Origin of the sequence: Metabacillus niabensis (assembly GCF_020524345.1) — a bacterium.
Taxonomy (GTDB): Bacteria; Bacillota; Bacilli; order Bacillales; family Bacillaceae; genus Metabacillus; species Metabacillus niabensis_B.
In genome coordinates this window covers 1-17,034 of record NZ_JAIVLH010000013.1, presented here as the reverse complement: position 1 = coordinate 17,034, position 17,034 = coordinate 1, and the positions used below count along the sequence as shown (strand labels likewise).

21 protein-coding genes and 2 riboswitches are annotated in these 17,034 nt (G+C 34.2%); of the genes, 1 reads left to right on the top strand and 20 read right to left on the bottom strand.

Features of this window, described 5'->3' with window-relative positions; genetic code table 11:
* Nucleotides 1–2 precede the first annotated feature (2 nt).
* The 12 genes from cobJ to LC095_RS14895 all read right to left on the bottom strand — a co-directional run bounded on the left by cobJ (nucleotide 3) and on the right by LC095_RS14895 (nucleotide 11,271).
* Nucleotides 3–1,625 carry a precorrin-3B C(17)-methyltransferase gene (gene cobJ, locus LC095_RS14945; RefSeq protein WP_226528904.1) on the bottom strand — a complete coding sequence of 541 codons (1,623 nt, stop codon included), beginning with the start codon at nucleotides 1,623–1,625 and terminating at the stop codon, nucleotides 3–5.
* A 140-nt stretch (nucleotides 1,626–1,765) separates the two neighbouring features.
* Nucleotides 1,766–1,944, bottom strand: a riboswitch (cobalamin riboswitch).
* Between the two features lie 113 nt (nucleotides 1,945–2,057).
* A complete protein-coding gene (locus LC095_RS14940) occupies nucleotides 2,058–2,813 on the bottom strand; it encodes an ABC transporter ATP-binding protein (RefSeq protein WP_226528903.1) in 756 nt (251 codons plus the stop codon).
* Nucleotides 2,813–3,532: an ABC transporter ATP-binding protein gene (locus LC095_RS14935; RefSeq protein WP_226528902.1), complete on the bottom strand. Its 720-nt coding sequence runs from the start codon at nucleotides 3,530–3,532 to the stop codon at nucleotides 2,813–2,815. Before LC095_RS14935 ends, LC095_RS14940 begins: the two co-directional genes overlap by 1 nt.
* Before the next feature lies 1 nt (nucleotide 3,533).
* Complete coding sequence (locus LC095_RS14930; RefSeq protein WP_319005802.1) at nucleotides 3,534–4,361, bottom strand: ABC transporter permease subunit; 828 nt, start codon at nucleotides 4,359–4,361, stop codon at nucleotides 3,534–3,536.
* A 13-nt stretch (nucleotides 4,362–4,374) separates the two neighbouring features.
* Nucleotides 4,375–5,304, bottom strand: a complete 930-nt coding sequence (gene nikB / locus LC095_RS14925; protein WP_226528900.1) for a nickel ABC transporter permease — start codon at nucleotides 5,302–5,304, stop codon at nucleotides 4,375–4,377.
* A gap of 9 nt (nucleotides 5,305–5,313) precedes the next feature.
* Nucleotides 5,314–6,861, bottom strand: a complete 1,548-nt coding sequence (locus LC095_RS14920; RefSeq protein ID WP_226528899.1) for an ABC transporter substrate-binding protein — start codon at nucleotides 6,859–6,861, stop codon at nucleotides 5,314–5,316.
* Between the two features lie 192 nt (nucleotides 6,862–7,053).
* Nucleotides 7,054–7,253, bottom strand: a riboswitch (cobalamin riboswitch).
* Nucleotides 7,254–7,331: 78 nt separating this feature from the next.
* Entirely contained in the window at nucleotides 7,332–7,952 is a 621-nt protein-coding gene (locus LC095_RS27085; RefSeq protein WP_319005801.1) for a hypothetical protein, read from the bottom strand.
* A gap of 39 nt (nucleotides 7,953–7,991) precedes the next feature.
* Nucleotides 7,992–8,798, bottom strand: coding sequence for a serine hydrolase domain-containing protein (locus LC095_RS27080; protein ID WP_319005800.1), 807 nt, complete (start codon nucleotides 8,796–8,798; stop codon nucleotides 7,992–7,994).
* Nucleotides 8,799–8,882: 84 nt separating this feature from the next.
* On the bottom strand, nucleotides 8,883–9,437 hold the full coding sequence (locus LC095_RS14910) for a TetR/AcrR family transcriptional regulator (protein ID WP_226528898.1): 555 nt from the start codon (nucleotides 9,435–9,437) through the stop codon (nucleotides 8,883–8,885).
* Nucleotides 9,438–9,642: 205 nt separating this feature from the next.
* Entirely contained in the window at nucleotides 9,643–10,254 is a 612-nt protein-coding gene (locus tag LC095_RS14905; RefSeq protein ID WP_226528897.1) for an FMN-binding negative transcriptional regulator, read from the bottom strand.
* A 22-nt stretch (nucleotides 10,255–10,276) separates the two neighbouring features.
* Nucleotides 10,277–10,795 carry a GNAT family N-acetyltransferase gene (locus LC095_RS14900; protein ID WP_226528896.1) on the bottom strand — a complete coding sequence of 173 codons (519 nt, stop codon included), beginning with the start codon at nucleotides 10,793–10,795 and terminating at the stop codon, nucleotides 10,277–10,279.
* Between the two features lie 23 nt (nucleotides 10,796–10,818).
* A complete protein-coding gene (locus tag LC095_RS14895) occupies nucleotides 10,819–11,271 on the bottom strand; it encodes a MarR family winged helix-turn-helix transcriptional regulator (RefSeq protein WP_226528895.1) in 453 nt (150 codons plus the stop codon).
* Between the two features lie 120 nt (nucleotides 11,272–11,391).
* Here LC095_RS14895 and LC095_RS14890 point away from each other — a divergent pair, with 120 nt between their 5' ends.
* Nucleotides 11,392–11,841, top strand: coding sequence for a GNAT family N-acetyltransferase (locus tag LC095_RS14890; RefSeq protein ID WP_226528894.1), 450 nt, complete (start codon nucleotides 11,392–11,394; stop codon nucleotides 11,839–11,841).
* A 62-nt stretch (nucleotides 11,842–11,903) separates the two neighbouring features.
* On the opposite strand, the gene LC095_RS14885 is transcribed toward LC095_RS14890, so the two are convergent.
* From LC095_RS14885 to LC095_RS26835, 8 genes are all read right to left on the bottom strand, one after another.
* Nucleotides 11,904–13,007: a GerAB/ArcD/ProY family transporter gene (locus LC095_RS14885; RefSeq protein ID WP_226528893.1), complete on the bottom strand. Its 1,104-nt coding sequence runs from the start codon at nucleotides 13,005–13,007 to the stop codon at nucleotides 11,904–11,906.
* A gap of 386 nt (nucleotides 13,008–13,393) precedes the next feature.
* Nucleotides 13,394–13,867: a GNAT family N-acetyltransferase gene (locus tag LC095_RS14880; RefSeq protein WP_226528892.1), complete on the bottom strand. Its 474-nt coding sequence runs from the start codon at nucleotides 13,865–13,867 to the stop codon at nucleotides 13,394–13,396.
* Nucleotides 13,868–13,969: 102 nt separating this feature from the next.
* Nucleotides 13,970–14,224, bottom strand: coding sequence for a hypothetical protein (locus tag LC095_RS14875; RefSeq protein WP_226528891.1), 255 nt, complete (start codon nucleotides 14,222–14,224; stop codon nucleotides 13,970–13,972).
* A gap of 128 nt (nucleotides 14,225–14,352) precedes the next feature.
* Complete coding sequence (locus tag LC095_RS14870; protein WP_226528890.1) at nucleotides 14,353–14,841, bottom strand: hypothetical protein; 489 nt, start codon at nucleotides 14,839–14,841, stop codon at nucleotides 14,353–14,355.
* An 86-nt stretch (nucleotides 14,842–14,927) separates the two neighbouring features.
* The gene (locus LC095_RS14865) at nucleotides 14,928–15,398 is read right to left on the bottom strand and encodes a GNAT family N-acetyltransferase (protein WP_226528889.1); all 471 of its coding nucleotides are present in this window, start codon (nucleotides 15,396–15,398) and stop codon (nucleotides 14,928–14,930) included.
* A 276-nt stretch (nucleotides 15,399–15,674) separates the two neighbouring features.
* Nucleotides 15,675–16,121: a hypothetical protein gene (locus tag LC095_RS14860; RefSeq protein WP_226528888.1), complete on the bottom strand. Its 447-nt coding sequence runs from the start codon at nucleotides 16,119–16,121 to the stop codon at nucleotides 15,675–15,677.
* 127 nt (nucleotides 16,122–16,248) lie between these two features.
* The gene (locus LC095_RS26840; RefSeq protein ID WP_264196055.1) at nucleotides 16,249–16,461 is read right to left on the bottom strand and encodes a DUF3231 family protein; all 213 of its coding nucleotides are present in this window, start codon (nucleotides 16,459–16,461) and stop codon (nucleotides 16,249–16,251) included.
* 53 nt (nucleotides 16,462–16,514) lie between these two features.
* Nucleotides 16,515–16,853, bottom strand: coding sequence for a DUF3231 family protein (locus tag LC095_RS26835; RefSeq protein WP_264196054.1), 339 nt, complete (start codon nucleotides 16,851–16,853; stop codon nucleotides 16,515–16,517).
* Between the last annotated feature and the right edge of the window lie 181 nt (nucleotides 16,854–17,034).

Below are 17,034 nucleotides of genomic sequence, written 5' to 3'. Positions count from 1 at the left end.
TCCTAATCTCCACATGGTGCCGGCTCGATTTCAATTTTGGAGCTCATATCCTGATAGGTAAAATCTTGAATTCTTTTCACACGTTTAAAATATTTAAAAAGACGTTCATTTGGATGGGCATTTTGTTTATACTCATCTATCATTTTCGTTAATAACGGCAGCAACTGATCTGGTTCAATTCCTTCTGCTACTGGCTGTGCAGCATGTGCTGTTCTGCCAACCGGCTTTGCACCAATAAATAAATCAAATTTTTTCTTGCGGTAAACAATCCCGATGTCATCGAATACAGCCCGATAACAGGCCATCCCGCAACCGTTGAAACCAATATGTAATTCTTTTGGAAGCTTTAAGCCTCCCAATTTCGATGATATTTCTTCTGCATATGGAATAGATTCAGCTTTTTCACCGTAGCAAAAATCACAAGCTTTTAGATTCAAAACATCTCCTACAGGCATGACAAGTAAATCATTATGTTCAAGTTTTTTTACAATCGATTCGGGCTGATCAGTTGGAACTTTAAGTAAAAAACGATGATCTGGTGTATATTCCATGGTGCCTGTCTCGCCAATGGTTTCTGCCAATACGCTCATTTGCTTTGGGGTAATAAATTTATTGGCAACACCAGGTGAAACAGCAAATTCAAATATTTCTTCGATCGTCTGCTGCACTAATTGCGGAGGTTTTGTTTCCGATTTTGACACCAAGGATAAGGCCTTTAAGGCTAAATCTAATGAGCTAACATCCTCTTTTTTTCTATCAATTTGTTCATAACCAGCTTGTGCTTCGCCTGTTTCTTGATTTAATGCCCATGGTTCGGCTTCCTTTTTCAAACGCTGATGCGGTTTTAAGCTCTGCTTTTCCTCACCTAACGTATATTTACGCTGATAACCCCGAGGTGTAATGATTTTATTGTCATAAAAGAAAGTGGAAGAATTCCCAATTATCACCGTTGTCAGCATTCCGATATCATGTTCTAACATTTCATTTAGTGTTGTCAGCACAACATTTTGATTGGCACGATAGGCACTTTTCACAAGACCAACAGGTGTTTCTGGAGAACGATATTTTAATAGAATATGTTGTGCCTCTACTATTTGGCGTGTTCGCCGACCGCTCTTCGGATTATATAAAGCTATAACGAAATCAGCCATCGCAGCTGCTTCAATGCGCTTTTCGATTACAGTCCAAGGTGTTAAATGATCACTTAGACTGATCGTGCATGAGTCATGCATGACGGGAGCACCCAATAAACTCGCACAAGAATTAATAGCTGAAATACCCGGTACAATTTCTATCTCAATTCCATCTTTTTCTTTCCACCCCTTCTCAATCAACACTTCATACACTAATCCAGCCATGCCATAAACACCTGAATCTCCGCTGGAAATGACTGAAACGATTTGACCTGCTTCTGCTTTTTTTACTGCATCCTGTGCACGTGACACTTCTTCTGTCATACCCGTACTAACAATCGATTTTGCTGTGACCAAATGTTCAATTAGCTCAACGTATGTTTTATAGCCGATAATACAATCACTTTGCTGCAAGGCAACTACAGCTCGATTTGTAATATGCTCACGATCACCAGGACCGAAGCCAACAACAAAAATTTTCCCCTTTTTCATAGGCTTACCTCCAAATAAAAAATGCCTGTACTCCTTTTAAAAGGAATACAGGCATGTGAAATAGCAGTATTAAAAAAAGCATACTAAATACACAAAAACAATAGGTATCATTGTCCCGCCTATACTTCTCCCTCCGAAAAGCAAGTGTCGTTTAAATAAGCAGGTTTCCTGACTTAAGCTTCTTTTTACTCTTACACCTTCCCGATATCTCAGTGGTATTGTAATTTCATCAGCTCTTACAGTTGCGGGGGCAGTACTAGACTTTCACTAGTTTCCCTTTTACCTCACAAATGTGAGCACTTATTTAAATTAATTATTAAATTTTTTATTAATATAACATACAATCTCGTAAGTTAATATACTATTTTTATTTTGAATTTATTAAAGCTTATATAGAACATCCCTTTTTAGGTTGATATCATGCTTTATACATTAGCTCATTGTGTCAAAAAGTAATTGTGAATATGGGTGCTCTAGCTGCCCCCGTTCCCAATGAGTAATAGTCTCTACAATTTCTCCTTGATGCATCACTTCTATACGTTTACATAGTTGTTTAGCGGACTGTAAATCATGAGTAATAAATAGATAACTTGTCCCATTTTGCATTTGAAACAATCTCAAACTTTCTACAATTGATTGTTGAGAAGGACGATCCAAGCTAGCGATAGATTCATCCAAAACAATGAGTTTTGGCTTAACGGCTAAAGCTTTAGCTATACATATACGTTGTTTTTGCCCACCACTTAATTGATTAGGAAAATACTTCAAAAATGACGTGTCCAAGCCAACTACATACAAAAGTTTCATACATTCTTCATACCAATTCTTTTTATCTGGAAAAAAATTACGAATAGGCTCTGATAGTATTTCTTCAATACGCATTTTAGGATGCAATGACGCTGAAGAATCTTGCAATACCATTTGTATATTTTTATAGAATGTACTACCTTCCAATTGTTTTGTGTCAATACTATGTCCATTCCATAAAATTTGCCCGGAGGTTTGTTTCTCCATTCGCATAATTAATTTTGCAAGGGTACTTTTTCCGCTCCCACTCTCACCTACAAGCGCTACACTTTCCCCTTTTGAAATGGTTAAGCTAACATTGTTGACGGCCATTTTCTTCTTACTTTTCCCTCTTCGAAATCGAATAGAATACTCTTTTGTCACTTGCTCTAATTCTAACATTAGGAAAAAAGTACCCCTCCTTCATTCATATGAATGACACGATCTGCATACTTATTTATACTGTTTTCATCATGAGAAATAAGAAGTACCGTTAATCCTAAATTACGTTGTAACTCCTTTAATAACCTTAATACTTTTTCACGATTTACTATATCAAGTGCAGTTGTTGGTTCATCAGCAATTAATATTTTCGGCTTTAAACTTACGATCATCGCTAATAATACTCGCTGCCTCATTCCCCCGCTTAACTCGAATGGATATGAATGAAGAATTTGTTCCGGTTCGGAAAAACCAACTTGAGTGAGCAAATGATGTAATAATTGTTCAACTTCTTGATTTGAACCTAGCTTTCTCTGTCGAATTGTCTCTACCATCTGCTTTTTTACTAGCCTAATCGGGTCTAATCCGTTTAATGAATGTTGAATCATCATGGCAATACTATGTTTTCTTAAATTTTCAAATTGCTTCTCACTAAATTCCACAATATTTTTCCCTTCAAACAGAATTTTTCCTTTTGTTACATGTAACCCTTTGTCTAGCAATCCAACTATTGCATTTGAAACAATACTTTTACCCGCACCACTTTTACCAGTCATTGCAACTATTTCTCCTGGATATAACATGAAAGAAGCATCTTGAATAATCACTTTTTGCTGCTGTCTATGTTTATATGTAACTTCTATATGCTCAACCTTTAATAATGGGCTTTCTTCCTCCATTTTATGCCTCCTTCCCTACTGTCCTATTCATTATCCCTAGTTTTTCACTTACTAACTGACATGCTAGGACAAATAAAACAATAGATAAACCAGGGAAGAACATAACATGTGGAGAAGACTGGAAATAATCAATAGCATCATTTAGCATTGCACCCCAATCAGGCGTGGGGGGCTGAGTTCCTAATCCCAAAAAAGAAAGACCGGCAATATTCAAAACAATCTTGCCCATATCTAAAGCACTAAAAACCATAATAGGCATCCCTATTTGAGGTAGTATGTAACGTTTTAATATACGAAAATGAGTATTTCCAGCCATTCTTGCTGAGAGGATATAATTTTCTTGAGATATTTTTACAACAAGACTCCGAATAAAGCGAACATAACTTGCCCAACGAACGACTACAATGGCGAACAGCATATTTACTAAGCCGGGACCTAATAAGCCTACAATTGCAATCGTTAGGACAATATCCGGAATAGCTAAAGTGCTATCGATGATCCGCATGATAAAATGATCTGTACGTCCTCTAACATAACCTGTTAATAACGCAATTGGAACACTAATTAACATAGTAAAGAACATGATGATTAAAGCAGATGTAACACTTATTCGAACACCAAAAATAATACGAGATAAGATACAACGGCCCAAATGATCTGTTCCAAAAGGATAAACCCAACTTGAAGACTGTAATCTAGCAGCCAAATTTATGGCTATTGGATCATGAGGTGCAATCCATGGTGCAAATAATCCTAACAAACAAAAACCAACTAGGATTCCACCCCCTCCAAGCAAACCGATATTTACTTGCTTGAATCTCTTCCACATCCTCTGCATCCTCCTATCGAACTTTTAAACGCGGATCAATGAGTAAATAGATAAAATCTACTAGCATATGAATAACGACAAATATAATAGCTGCAAAAACAACGTAGCCTTGAATAACAGGATAATCTCGCATATTAATAGATTCTATGACGTATCGACCTAAACCCGGCCATGAAAAAATTGTTTCTACAATGATACTTCCACCTAACATATATGCAAAGCTTGTGCCAATCATCGTTACAATTGGTAATAACGCATGCTTTAATACTTGAAATATTAAAACCCTATTTTTTGATATCCCTCTTGCTCTAGATGCCTTAACAAATGGTTGCTGTAACATTTCAAGCATTTGTATGTGCAAAACACGAGCATATACTGCCCCTAGGCTTAAACCTAATGTTGTCGCTGGTAAAATTAAATGTTCCAAATCATTTCTTCCCATTGTTGGTAACCAACCAAAATGAACCGAGAAAAGATACATAAATAGGAATCCTAACCAAAATGTAGGTATTGCTGAACCTAATAGTGCTAAAACACGCCCTATTTTATCCACTACTCCATTTTCATAAACAGCCGTAGAGATTCCCAAAACTAAGGTCACAACTAACATTACCACAAGCCCTGCAAATGCTAGCTCTAACGTAGCAGGTAACCTTGCAAACAACTCACTTATGACAGGCCTTTCTGAAACAAATGACACGCCCCATTGCCCAGTAAATATTTGCTGTAGCCATTCAATGTATTGGCTGCCTATAGAATTTGTTAAGCCTAGTTCACTCTTAAGTGCATAAATAGCTTCATCAGAAACAGGAACACCATTGGCTTTTAACATTATCGTAGCCGGATCTCCAGGCGAAATTCTAACCAATAAAAATGTTAGCGTCGCAACACAAAATATAACAAGAACTAATTGAGTAATATGTTGTAGAAAAAATTTTTGCATCATATCTAATTATTCTTTGTCAACATTAGCATTATTGTAGTAATACTCAATTGAAAATGCCTCAAAGCCTTTCAAATTTTTGTTCACCGCAAATACAGTATTTGGATATACAATATATGAATGAGGTACTTGCTTTCCAAGTTCCTCTTGAATTTGGATTGCTAAAGCATTGCTCTTTTTTGTATCAGTTGTTTGATGTAATTGATTGATCATTTCATCAACTGTCTGTGAAGCAAAATGATTTTTGTTTGATGAACTATCCGATTTATAGAAAACCTCTAAGAAAAAATTTGGACTACCAGTATGAGCTGTAAGCATACTATACATGGCTAAATCCCATTCTTCCTTATCCAGTGTTTCATCAATATTTTCTACTTGGCGAATGTTTATTTTCATCCCTTGTTCAAGTAATTTGCTTTGAATAACCTCTGCCATAACAGTTAGCTCAGGACGTTGTGGGAATGATAAGAGAGTGGCTTCAAAAACATTTCCGTTTTTTTCCCATAACCCATCTTTGCCTTTCGTCCAACCATCTTGGTGCATGAGTTGTTCAACAGAAACGTTCTCCTGTGTTTCACTTAATTGTCCAAATGGTAAAACTGGTGAAAATGGACCAACTGCTACAGTTCCTTGACCTTTCATAACACCTTCTACAATTTCTTGGCGTGGAATTATTGAATCGACAGCTTTACGAATAGCTAGTTGCTTAAATATTGGAGATTCCAAGTTGTACATCATTAAGTGAGTTCGTAATGATTTAGCTGTTAAAACCTCAAATTTTTTATTTTTTTCTAGAACTTCAATATTATCAACTGATATATCGGTTGCACCATCTACATCTCCGGATTGTAAAGCCATTAAACGCGTATTACCGTCAGCAATAAATTTAATCGTTACTTCAGCTAGTTTTGCTTTTTCACCCCAATAATCTTCATAACGATTTACAATTAGAGATTCGTCTTGGTTAAATTGTTTAATCATATATACACCTGTAAACGCAGGATAGGTATCCTTTTTATCAAGAGAATCTACATCCACGACAATCGTACCTGGGGCTGCTAAGTTTGAGATTAGTGCTGCATTGATTTCTGTTGTTTCAATTTTTAACTCTGTTTCTGATACAACTTCCATTGATTCAATTTTTAATAAATCTTTTGTTCCTTGGTTTTTTTCAATGGCACGTTGTAAAGAATTCTTTACTGCCTTTGCATCCATTACTTTTCCGTTATGAAATGTTACATTTTCTTGCAAATGGAACAACCAAGTACGATCGTCTACTTGCTCCCATGATTTTGCCAACCATGGTATTGGTGTTAAATCTTCGTTTAATTTAATTAATGTTTCCGCAGTTCCTGATCGCATTACCTCCCAGCTATCTTCACTATGTGGATCTAAGCTTGATGGACTCCAAGTAAACGCTAAGCTAGCAGTCTTTTCACCCACTTCTTTATTTTCCTTAGCTACTTGTTTTTCCTCTTTAGAAGAGCAACCTACTAATGCAATAATGAATAATGCCAAAAAAAACCATGTAGCCAACCTTTTGTACCTTTTCTTCATCTCTTCTCCTCCTAAAAATAAATAGTTTACAACGGCTGTTTACTTCTGTGCACTCAGGATAAATAAACCAAAATAAAAAGCACTTCTGACTTAAGAGGTCAGAAATGCCTTAGAAAGATACACAGGTAGTGTCTATAAATCCACAAAATATAATAAGCAAAACTAGCCACCTCCCTAATCTCCCGTAGGTCTATCAGTGTTGTTCATATAGGCAGGTCTCCTGACTTATCTTCTACACTACTTGCGCCTTCCCGCTTTTTTCAAAAAAAGCAGTGACATTTTGCAAGTGGCTCTAAAATTACAGTGGCGGGAACCGTGTCGGATTTTCACCAAACTTCCCTTTTAAGCTATCTATCTTCAAGAAGGATAGCACCTATAGAAAAGATTATGAAGTTTTTTACATAATACCATACAATTTTGAAATAATGGTAAAAAATTAAGACAAAAGATTTTAGAGGGTTCCAACTCTGTTATAAACTAGTTTCATCTTCATGGATCCTTTTCTTAAAGAAATTTCTCTTTTTCTTTTTTAAGGTCATGATAGAAAGTAATATAAACCCATTACAAGCAAATACAGCAACTAGACATTTAATTAAAAAAGCTGTGTCAGGTGCATAATAGGTAATGGTATGCCAAGGTGCACCGAATATATAGGTTAAAGCAGGTATTATAGTAATTGAACATATAATGGACGATACTCCAATGACAATCCACATTTTTTTCCGTATGGTGCTTTTTCTCTTTAAGACAAATAGATTCCATACAGACAACATGGCAAGTAAGATCGTACAAAATAATGTTATCCATTGCATGTGATGAGTTACCTTTGGACTTTCAGGTAACTTACCGTTTTCAATAATTGCTTTAATACCTTCTTTCATATAAGTTGTTTGTAGCACTTCAGAAAAATTATTCTTATTCGTCAGCAATATGAAACCATACTTCTTTTCAGGGTTAACCAAAAGTTCAGACCGTGAATCAGGTGTTTCTCCTCCATGGAAGATATAAGAATCATTTTCTTTTGTAGAAATTCTCCAGCCTAATCCATAATACATGTCTTCTTTTCTTGAAACTTGGGGGGAAATGTACATTTCAAAGTATTGTTTAGATAGTAAACCTTCTCCCTTTAGTTAGAATTGTATATATTTCGCCATATCATTCGGAGTAGAAGAAATATACCCATAAGGAGCCCCACTATCATCATACATGTTCTCACTTTGTATAGGTTTTCCAAACCATGATTGAAATCCTGGTTGATATCCTAGTTCAGAGGCACTTTTATAATTCGAGACAGTTTGGTTCATACCCAGCTTGAAAAATAGTTCATCATTCATAAACTCAGTAAAAGATTGATTTGAGACATTTTCAATAATCTTCCCTAAAAGCAAATAGTTAGCTGGACTATATTGGTGCACTTCGCCTGGTTCATGATTGAGTTCTACGTTATTAAGTTTTTGAACTGCATCGCTTATGGCGTCTTTTCCTCTTAAGTTTAACTCAGCTATTTTTAAACCATCAAAAGCACTTATACCACTTGTATGTGATAAAAGATGGCGTATTGTGATTTTATTTTCATGACCATTTTGTTTGTATGTAAATGATGGTATATACGTATCAATTGTCTGATCAAGTTCGATCATATTCTGCTGAACTAATATCATAATTCCAAGGCTTGTTAAAGGTTTACTAACAGAACCTAATGTAAACAACGTATCATTAGTTACAGGAGAACCATCGCTTTGAACACCCCAATTTTCTTGAAAAACTAAATCTCCATCCTTGATCACGACAAGTGATGCACCAGGAATGTTGTATTCGTCAATAGCATCATCCATAAATTTCTTTATGAATTCTGCCTGATTGTTACTTACTGCGATTGTAGAGATAGGGCTGACAAACAATGTAAACAACATTATAGATAAAAGTACTTTTTTCATTTTTCAACACACCTTTTTCACATGTAGTTTGTAAAGAATCTATTTTAATTGGTCAACCAACCAATATGTGCGTTAATAAAAAATCTATTCATTCAAATAGATTTCGACTAATCTCCCTAACACTTCATATGCTTCATCTATATTAAAATCTTTATCTAATATTTTCTGCAATGCGAGGCCATCAAAACAGGCTAACAAAATACTGGCTATTCCTTCATGATCTTTTTCCGCTCCACTAAGTTTCTGTAAGGGTTTACTTAAGCTTTCTCTTCCAATGCTTAAAATTGAAGCTACTTCTTTTTGAATATCCTTATTCTTTAAGCCTAAAGAATATAATTCATAACGCATTCTGTACCATTCAGGATCCTCTTCTGACCTGGATTTTATCTCGTGTAAAGTGTCAAATGGAGATACATCATTCACATCTTTCCCTGTGTACTTGTTATGATATCCCTCTTGAACATAATTCTGAACGGAAAATAACACTTCTTCTTTATTTTTAAAATAATAGTGAATGAGTCCAGGTGTTACATCAGCTTCTTTAGCAATATCCTTTATTGATGCATTATTATACCCCTTATTGGCGAAAACCTTATAAGAAGCATCTATTATACGTTGTTTCTTATCTTCCTTACCCATATTTCACCTCCATAGTTTGGTTAACCAACCAAATTATAAAACTTAGCTACTCGTAAGTCAAACTTTTTAAAAAACCCCTTTTTCCATAAAAAAAACCGGGAGGCGCATTACTCCCTGTTTTAAAAGCTGTTCAACAATTAGGTACATCTTATTCTTATTACGCTTAAAAAACTAATCTCATAGAGTGTGTTAGAACACTATACATTTACTTTTTTAGATTTGTCTTCATTAATTTGGCGATCTGTTGCTCATCTGTCGTAGATTTTTGCTCGAGTTGATTAATAACTAGCTCTTGTCTCTCTAATGAATGGTTTTGACTTAATTTACATTTTCCTTCTATCCTATTAATCTTAATTTTAATACCTTGGACTCCTTTATTCATACCAGCCAGAAACTCAGGATTCACATCTTGTAAACTATATGAACTGTCTGAAGCTTCATATTTTATTACCATGTCATGTAAGGAAGCTAGTAACTCCTCTTCATCCTCTAATAGCACTACTTCTCCATATACATGAACTGTCACGTAATTCCAGGTCGGTACTGCCTTATTCGTCTCATACCAAGATGGTGAAATATAACAATGAGGACCATGAAAAACAGCTAGCACCGTTTGATCTTTACTATCTTTCCACTGAGGATTTGGCCGAGCAAAGTGTCCATATAAGTATGTCTTCTCCTTGTTCAAAATTAACGGTAAATGAGTGGCAAATGGCATTCCGTTGTTTAAAGAAAATAGTGTCGCAAAACTATGATCTTTTATAATATCGTAAGTAACTGTTTCATCTGTGATTTTAAAATGTTTTGGAGTATACATCATAATCCACCTTTCGAAGAAGTTATATGAGTGTTTTGGTCATAATAAAGTCCGTTTGTACATCATCACCCATATAAAAAGAATGAGTTCCTGTTGGAGAAAATCCCATTTTCTTATAAAAACCAATAGCATTTTGATTGTTTTCCCATACACCCAGCCAGATTTTCTGTTTATTACATTCCATTGCGAGTTCAATCGCTTTATTTAGTAGATATTTACCAAGTCCATGTTTTTGAAATTCCTTTTTTATATAAATTCTCTCAATTTCAAGTGATTCATCACCCATCTCTTCAGACTGGGCATCATTGATATTAACCTTTAAATATCCAGCTACTTCATCATTGAAATAAACAAAAAAGAATTGTGAAGATCTATTGGATAACTCTTTTTCTAGTTGATGCAAGTTAAATGCCCTTTCCAAAAAATCATTCAAATTTTCTGGTGAATTATGATGCTTAAATGTCTCGGTAAATGTTACATAACTAATTTCTTGAAGCATGCTCAGATTCTCAATGGTACATTTTTTTATCGATATTGTCATTCATATGTCTCCCCTATAGATGATTAATAATTTCTCTTGTTTCCTTTCTTAACGTATTCCCAATCGACTTCTACATTTTTCCTGACTCTATGAAGTAGATGATAAATAGTCTCTGCTTCAATATCAGTAAATCCCTCTAATGCCACATGATTTGAATGTTCATTTTCTCTTTTTATGAAAGGATAAACGTTTTTCCCTTTCTCTGTTGGAAAAAGCTTTTTTATTTTTTGGTTATATTCATCATTTTTCTTCTCAATAAAACCATTTAGTTCAAGCTTTTTTATAGCACGAGCAGCAGTTGTTCGATCTACTTTTATGATCTCAGCTAGTTTTTCTTGAATGATTCCTGGACTTTCACATATTCTCACAAGGTACAAATACTGGCCTTTTGTGAGGTCATATTCTTTAAATTCTATATTGCTTATAGAGTCCAACGCCCTGGCTATCATACCAATTTCCCGTAAAATTTCTCTCATGATTACCTCCACACATTCATTTTTGTTGCATTTACAATAAAAATGATCTATATTAAATGTAAGCTATTTTTGTTGTATTTGCAACAATATAACTGTATTAATCTTAAAGGACTGAAAAAAATGTTTATTAAAAAAGTTATACTTGATGAAGATTTAAAGGCAGTATTTGCTATTCGAAAACAAGTATTTGTGGAGGAACAAGGCGTACCTTTAAATGATGAATATGATCAATTTGATACATTAAATGGACTTTGTGAGCACATTTTAGTTCATTACAATGATCAGCCAGTCGGAACGGGAAGACTAAGGGTTGTCGATGGTGCAGGAAAAATAGAAAGAATATGTATCCTAAAGCCGTTCCGTAAATTGGGGCTAGGTAGAGTTATGATTAAAGCATTGGAAGAAATTGCGGAAGAAAAGGGAGTATTGCAGGTTAAATTACATGGACAAACACAGGCAGAGGGTTTTTATAAAAAACTTGGTTATCAAATCTCATCTCCCATATTTATGGAAGATGGAATTCCACACTTTTTAATGGTAAAAGAACTGTCTACTAGAGAGATTGTTTAAAGACAAAATTGCTCTTTGTGATAATGGGCTAATTCACTAATTTTATCCATCTAAATAATTTATTACTTTACGTTTGATTTCATTTTTTTCCGCAAAATAGAAATCACCAATAGGACTGCTGGAAGAAGAAACCCAATCGTTAAAGCAAATGCCACCCATACCCTATTGTTAAATTCAGCTTCATAAATTGTATTAGGATACATAATGAGTGAATGTATAACTAATAGCAATACAAAGGGTACTAAAAAAGGCCGATAATCAGTTAAACCTAAAATTTGAGCTGTACCAATAATACTTGCATAAAAATATAGGATTATTTTGAAAAAAAGGGTTATAAACCATATAATTGCAACAATAACTTCAATTCTTTCCAGAAAATCAGCCAAACTGATTTTCTTTGCTAACACATAACTTGGAAATGCAACACGGGAAGTTGTATCAGCACCTAATACACCAATACTAGTAATTGTAATGACTGTAATAACAATTCCGCCTATGATATTAGCAGTTATGAACATCCTACCAATCTTATTTTGATTATTTATTAATGGTATTAGCATTGTAAATACTACACAAGGCATCCCGGCTGTGCTTGCATATACAATTGCTCCATCAGTAACTGTTTTTAAATCCGCCTCAAAAACAGGCTGAATATTTGTCATCTCTATCTGAGGAATAATAGCGATTACAAGGAGGAGTAATAATAGAACGATCCAGGGAAAAAAGATTTCCACCGTTCTGGCTATTACTTCTATTCCTAGTCTCAAACCATATAAAATAACAAGTGCAAACACAATATTTAATATTTCAATTGGAGATTCAGGCATTATTTGAGTAACCATAAAATTCCCCATATCAAATAATAAACTCGATGCACCAACAAAAGAAAAATACACAAATGTAACAGCAATTATTTTACCTAGCCATTTCCCCAATATTATTTCACAGTATTCAGCAAAATTGTAACTCGGATACTGTTTAGCTAAAATACTAAATATAATAATGATCATAATTGATATTCCTATTCCGAATAGTGAGGCTATCCACGCATCCTGCTTAGCTATACTGGCTAGTTCAGAAGGAGTAAGGAGAATAGAGCTTCCTATCGTAAAAACAACCACTAATAATCCGAATTGAAATGGTGAGATTTTTTTGTTATCTATCAAAAATGATTCCACCTTTTTTCAAGCTATGTAGACACCTCCTATTCTTTCCACGAATATTACAATTTAGTCTAAAATAAAGGGGCATAACCCTCTAATGGTTTTTTAGTTTTATCCACTCGCTTTTTTTTTTAAGTCTTAAGCCATAAAAATCACTATTCCTTTGTATGTCATTTAACAGCTCTGTATTATGAAAGATACCTATCTAAATTTTGTTTAATGTGGTCGTTCTATGGGAAATAACTCACCTATTTTCACCATCTAATTGGATACCAGCTTTTTGAAGAAGGAAGTATTAGAGCCTTTAAAGATCAACTATGCCCACAGCTTCTTCAAGTCTAGTCCTTAAATCATTAACTACTTAAGTAGTTACATCTATTATCAATATATTAAATAAAGAATTCCATTTCATTACTTTTAGGAGTGAATCCTACCTTTTGATAAAGGTGTTTTCCGTTATCGGAACTATGTAACCATACACGTTTTACACCAATATTTTTACATTCATCGATACAACTCTCAAGCAACTTCCTTGAAATCCCTCTACCTCGATGTTGAGGGATTGTATACATATTGAGTATGTAAGCCTCCATACCATTTAAATTTTCTAAATAAGGAGGTCTTTTAATGATAACTACTCCACTAGCCCCTACAGTTTCTCCGTTACACCTAGCAATATAGGAGATAAATTCATTATTAGAGATAGCTTGCTGTAAATATTCTTTTGTTGAAGATCGTACCAGTTGTTCTTCTTGGCTTGATTTTATTTCACCTAATTCTTTTAAAAGTGCTATTCGTAAACAGATCATGCTGTCAATGTCCTTTATCGAAGCTCGGATAAAGTCACAATGAATACCCGACATAAATATCTCCTCCTTTAAGAACGTTACCTTTTAAATCGATACAGCTTTAATAGTCTCCGTGAATTGAATATTTCTTACACATGTCAAAACAATAATACTTCCTTACCTATTGTTCGGTTTAATTAATACGTTCTTTAGAAGTTCCAATATCCATAATAAGGAAACTGTGAATAATGCACTCTCACATGCACTTAAGCCACATACAAACAATAGTGTACCGAAATCTTCAATTTCATTAAATTTATATAATTGAAGTTCCCAACTGGAAAAGATATGATAATAAGCGCTTAAAACAAATATTACAGGGAATACATACCAAAAGGATTCTTTTATCCTTTTAGACAATTGTAATTCCAAGATAAATTACCTCCTTTGCACTTTATATCACCATAAAAATCCTAAACATTTTTAAAGGTTAAAAAACTATTCAAGATAAGCGTTCAATTGCTGAAGAATATCTTACCTTGAAAGTGGCGAGTAAAAATTTATTGATTAATAGGAACACGTTTTTCAAATGACAGTCCCAAATAGCGATAGTTTATAGTAACCAAATTTATTTCTTTGTTATGGATAACACTTAAACCATAACTTTTATCATCTTCAGTAGCAGTACCGTTATTAACTTTATCTAACTGTGATGATGGAGAGGTATTTGCCTCAATTAATACGTCGTTTATATTCGTAATGCCATACTCCCTCGCCTCACCATCAAAATTTTCAGCTACAATGAAGCCTTTTAACGGATTGCTCAACTGAATATTTTTATCTTTTGGTTCTTCATTGTTATTTACTAAGACGTCGTTAATCTTAACATGACTAAAGCCTTTATTTCCTATACTTATAACAACGAATGTTAAATCCCCTGATGAAGCAATTGTTCCACTAACTAGTGGAGGATTAATTTTTATAAAAGAAAAAATACCAATTAAAAGAACGACCAGAATAAAAATTGGTATCAAAATTGTCTTTTTCAATTCCATAGCCCCCATTTTTTAGACAGATCTTACCATTAACGATCCTGTCAATCTTCTAATATGATAAAAATTGATAAATGTTTTAGTTAGTTTAATAACATGTAGTTTTTCAGTTCTATATAGTGAGTGGAATCTGGATATAGATCTCCCTTTAAAAACCCAACAGAGGAATAAAAATGATCCGCTTGTTTGGTATCTGTGTGCAGAACTACTATTTTATAATACTTTACTGCTTCCTTGATTATTCTTTTTATTAACAAGCTTCCAATACCATTTCTCCTATATTCTTTTGTAACATAAAACCTTCTTATTCTACCTACATATTGTTTTTGTGAATAAGGATTTTTATTAAGTCCACCGATGGCAATCAGTTCTTCTTTTTCGTTAAAAACACCAAACAGTGCCTCTCCAGAATTGCGAAAAGTGTTAGACCCATTTTTATAATCATTTACTAATCTTTCAATAAAGCGGAAACCCTCCTCTTTGCTTTGCTTTATTAGAATAGTTAAATCATAGCTAAACAGATTATTTAGCTGCTTTACTTTATATATCTCCATATATCCTCCATAGCAAAAGGCTTATCATATTGCCAATCCATTAAGGTAGCCCGGCTTGTTAATATGTTAAATGAGTAGACTATGTAATACATGATCTACTCATTTTTTATTTTTTGTGTTTGTAGCCGATTACATTAATTGTTGTGTGACCTTGTATATCTTAATTGCTTAATCAATCTGGGTTAACACCGAAGTTGGATACCTGTCCCAAGAGACGTATGATTGTTCGCCCCCCGTAATGAACATTACTACAAAATTACAGGTAATTACTATTAGTTACTTAATACTTAATATCTTTTTTAGTAAAACCCCTACAAAAACCCCAGGAATTACACATAACATTGGAAACCAAACTGTTCCCAAACTTACTCCAAATAGCTTTACCCTAGCTGAATACATAAGTCCAACAGTAACAAAAAACGCACACACTACAAAGGGAATATAGGAATAAGGATCCCTGTCTCCACCTGCATCCTTATACGCATCCCACATCGAAAAGAAGTAAACACAAGGATAAAACATGAGCCATTGGTATTCGGTATGTTCAATAGCTTTACTTATATCCCCATTAAAACTATAATAAATAATCTTATTAAATTGGGATTGAATATTGATGATAAATTCCAATAATATAAATATGATCCCTTTTAGATATTTTCCGTTAAGTAATTGACCGAAACCTGGAAATGCTATACTCCATAACAATTTTTCTTTTGAATTCACATTCGTATGACCCTTTTTTTTAGATTTTTATGTTCGATTTCATATATGATCAATATTCATAACCTTATTATTTATCGTTCGTTCCTTTTTATACCATGACTCTACTCAATCTTAAATCTATACCTTTTCACTTCATTAACTCTTCTCTATCAGGTGCATGAGGGGGCCTTTCCATCCAAGCATGCTTAATTTGGAGATTTAAACCGTCCTCTGCGTAAAGTCCAATCTCTCCTTGTAAACGTACATAATCAGCAGCAATATCACGTCTTGGACTAGCGGAAATGGCAGTTCCATAGTTTCCCATACCTGCAGCTGACATCATGGAAATTTGATACAGCATTAATTTATCAGAGAAAGGCGATTCTGTTATGTCTTGAACTTGTGCATCCCAGGTTACAGGGCAGGAAGATCACTTTCTTGTAAATATTTACTTAAAACTTCAATTTGTTTCATTGAAATCTCTTTGCCCCTTATTAAATAATCTCTAACATCTTTTGAGTTCACAACCTGAGCAAAACCAGTTATAACTGCTGTGCCTATATAGTTCGTTTGAATATTAGAGTAAAGATGAGTGATCTCCGGAGCTGTTATGGGTCTTTGTTTCCCCCACCACCCAGCTAGGAAGTGTTGCCTTTCAACCATATCCACTTCTTGCAGATATGGAATATAAGGTGACCGAACTTCGAGACCCTTGGAAAGAAGGAGATCTGTTGTCTCATTAAATAATTCCATTGTAGAGGAAATGCAAGACATAGAGTGTTCTCTAATGTCTTTACGGAATGGATGTGGCAAAATGAATCGGCTACACTAAACTAGACAGGAAAATTAAGGTCAAGTAGACTACAGATATTATACTCGAGGAGAATCTACGATGACTAAAAGAGAACGTCGAACATTTAATGCAGAATTTAAA

Bases quoted from the DNA above. Each gene is read 5' to 3' on its own strand.
- LC095_RS14880 (WP_226528892.1), bottom strand. From the start codon at position 13,867: ATGTCGGGTATTCATTGTGACTTTATCCGAGCTTCGATAAAGGACATT.
- LC095_RS14920 (WP_226528899.1), bottom strand. From the start codon at position 6,861: ATGAAGAAAAGGTACAAAAGGTTGGCTACATGGTTTTTTTTGGCATTA.
- LC095_RS14905 (WP_226528897.1), bottom strand. From the start codon at position 10,254: ATGTATACTCCAAAACATTTTAAAATCACAGATGAAACAGTTACTTAC.
- cobJ (WP_226528904.1), bottom strand. From the start codon at position 1,625: ATGAAAAAGGGGAAAATTTTTGTTGTTGGCTTCGGTCCTGGTGATCGT.
- LC095_RS14865 (WP_226528889.1), bottom strand. From the start codon at position 15,398: ATGGAGATATATAAAGTAAAGCAGCTAAATAATCTGTTTAGCTATGAT.
- LC095_RS14890 (WP_226528894.1), top strand. From the start codon at position 11,392: ATGTTTATTAAAAAAGTTATACTTGATGAAGATTTAAAGGCAGTATTT.
- LC095_RS27085 (WP_319005801.1), bottom strand. From the start codon at position 7,952: ATGTACATTTCCCCCCAAGTTTCAAGAAAAGAAGACATGTATTATGGA.
- LC095_RS27080 (WP_319005800.1), bottom strand. From the start codon at position 8,798: ATGAAAAAAGTACTTTTATCTATAATGTTGTTTACATTGTTTGTCAGC.
- LC095_RS14940 (WP_226528903.1), bottom strand. From the start codon at position 2,813: ATGTTAGAATTAGAGCAAGTGACAAAAGAGTATTCTATTCGATTTCGA.
- LC095_RS14900 (WP_226528896.1), bottom strand. From the start codon at position 10,795: ATGACAATATCGATAAAAAAATGTACCATTGAGAATCTGAGCATGCTT.
- LC095_RS14910 (WP_226528898.1), bottom strand. From the start codon at position 9,437: ATGGGTAAGGAAGATAAGAAACAACGTATAATAGATGCTTCTTATAAG.
- LC095_RS26835 (WP_264196054.1), bottom strand. From the start codon at position 16,853: ATGGAATTATTTAATGAGACAACAGATCTCCTTCTTTCCAAGGGTCTC.
- nikB (WP_226528900.1), bottom strand. From the start codon at position 5,304: ATGCAAAAATTTTTTCTACAACATATTACTCAATTAGTTCTTGTTATA.
- LC095_RS14935 (WP_226528902.1), bottom strand. From the start codon at position 3,532: ATGGAGGAAGAAAGCCCATTATTAAAGGTTGAGCATATAGAAGTTACA.
- LC095_RS14930 (WP_319005802.1), bottom strand. From the start codon at position 4,361: ATGTGGAAGAGATTCAAGCAAGTAAATATCGGTTTGCTTGGAGGGGGT.
- LC095_RS26840 (WP_264196055.1), bottom strand. From the start codon at position 16,461: ATGCTGTATCAAATTTCCATGATGTCAGCTGCAGGTATGGGAAACTAT.
- LC095_RS14895 (WP_226528895.1), bottom strand. From the start codon at position 11,271: ATGAGAGAAATTTTACGGGAAATTGGTATGATAGCCAGGGCGTTGGAC.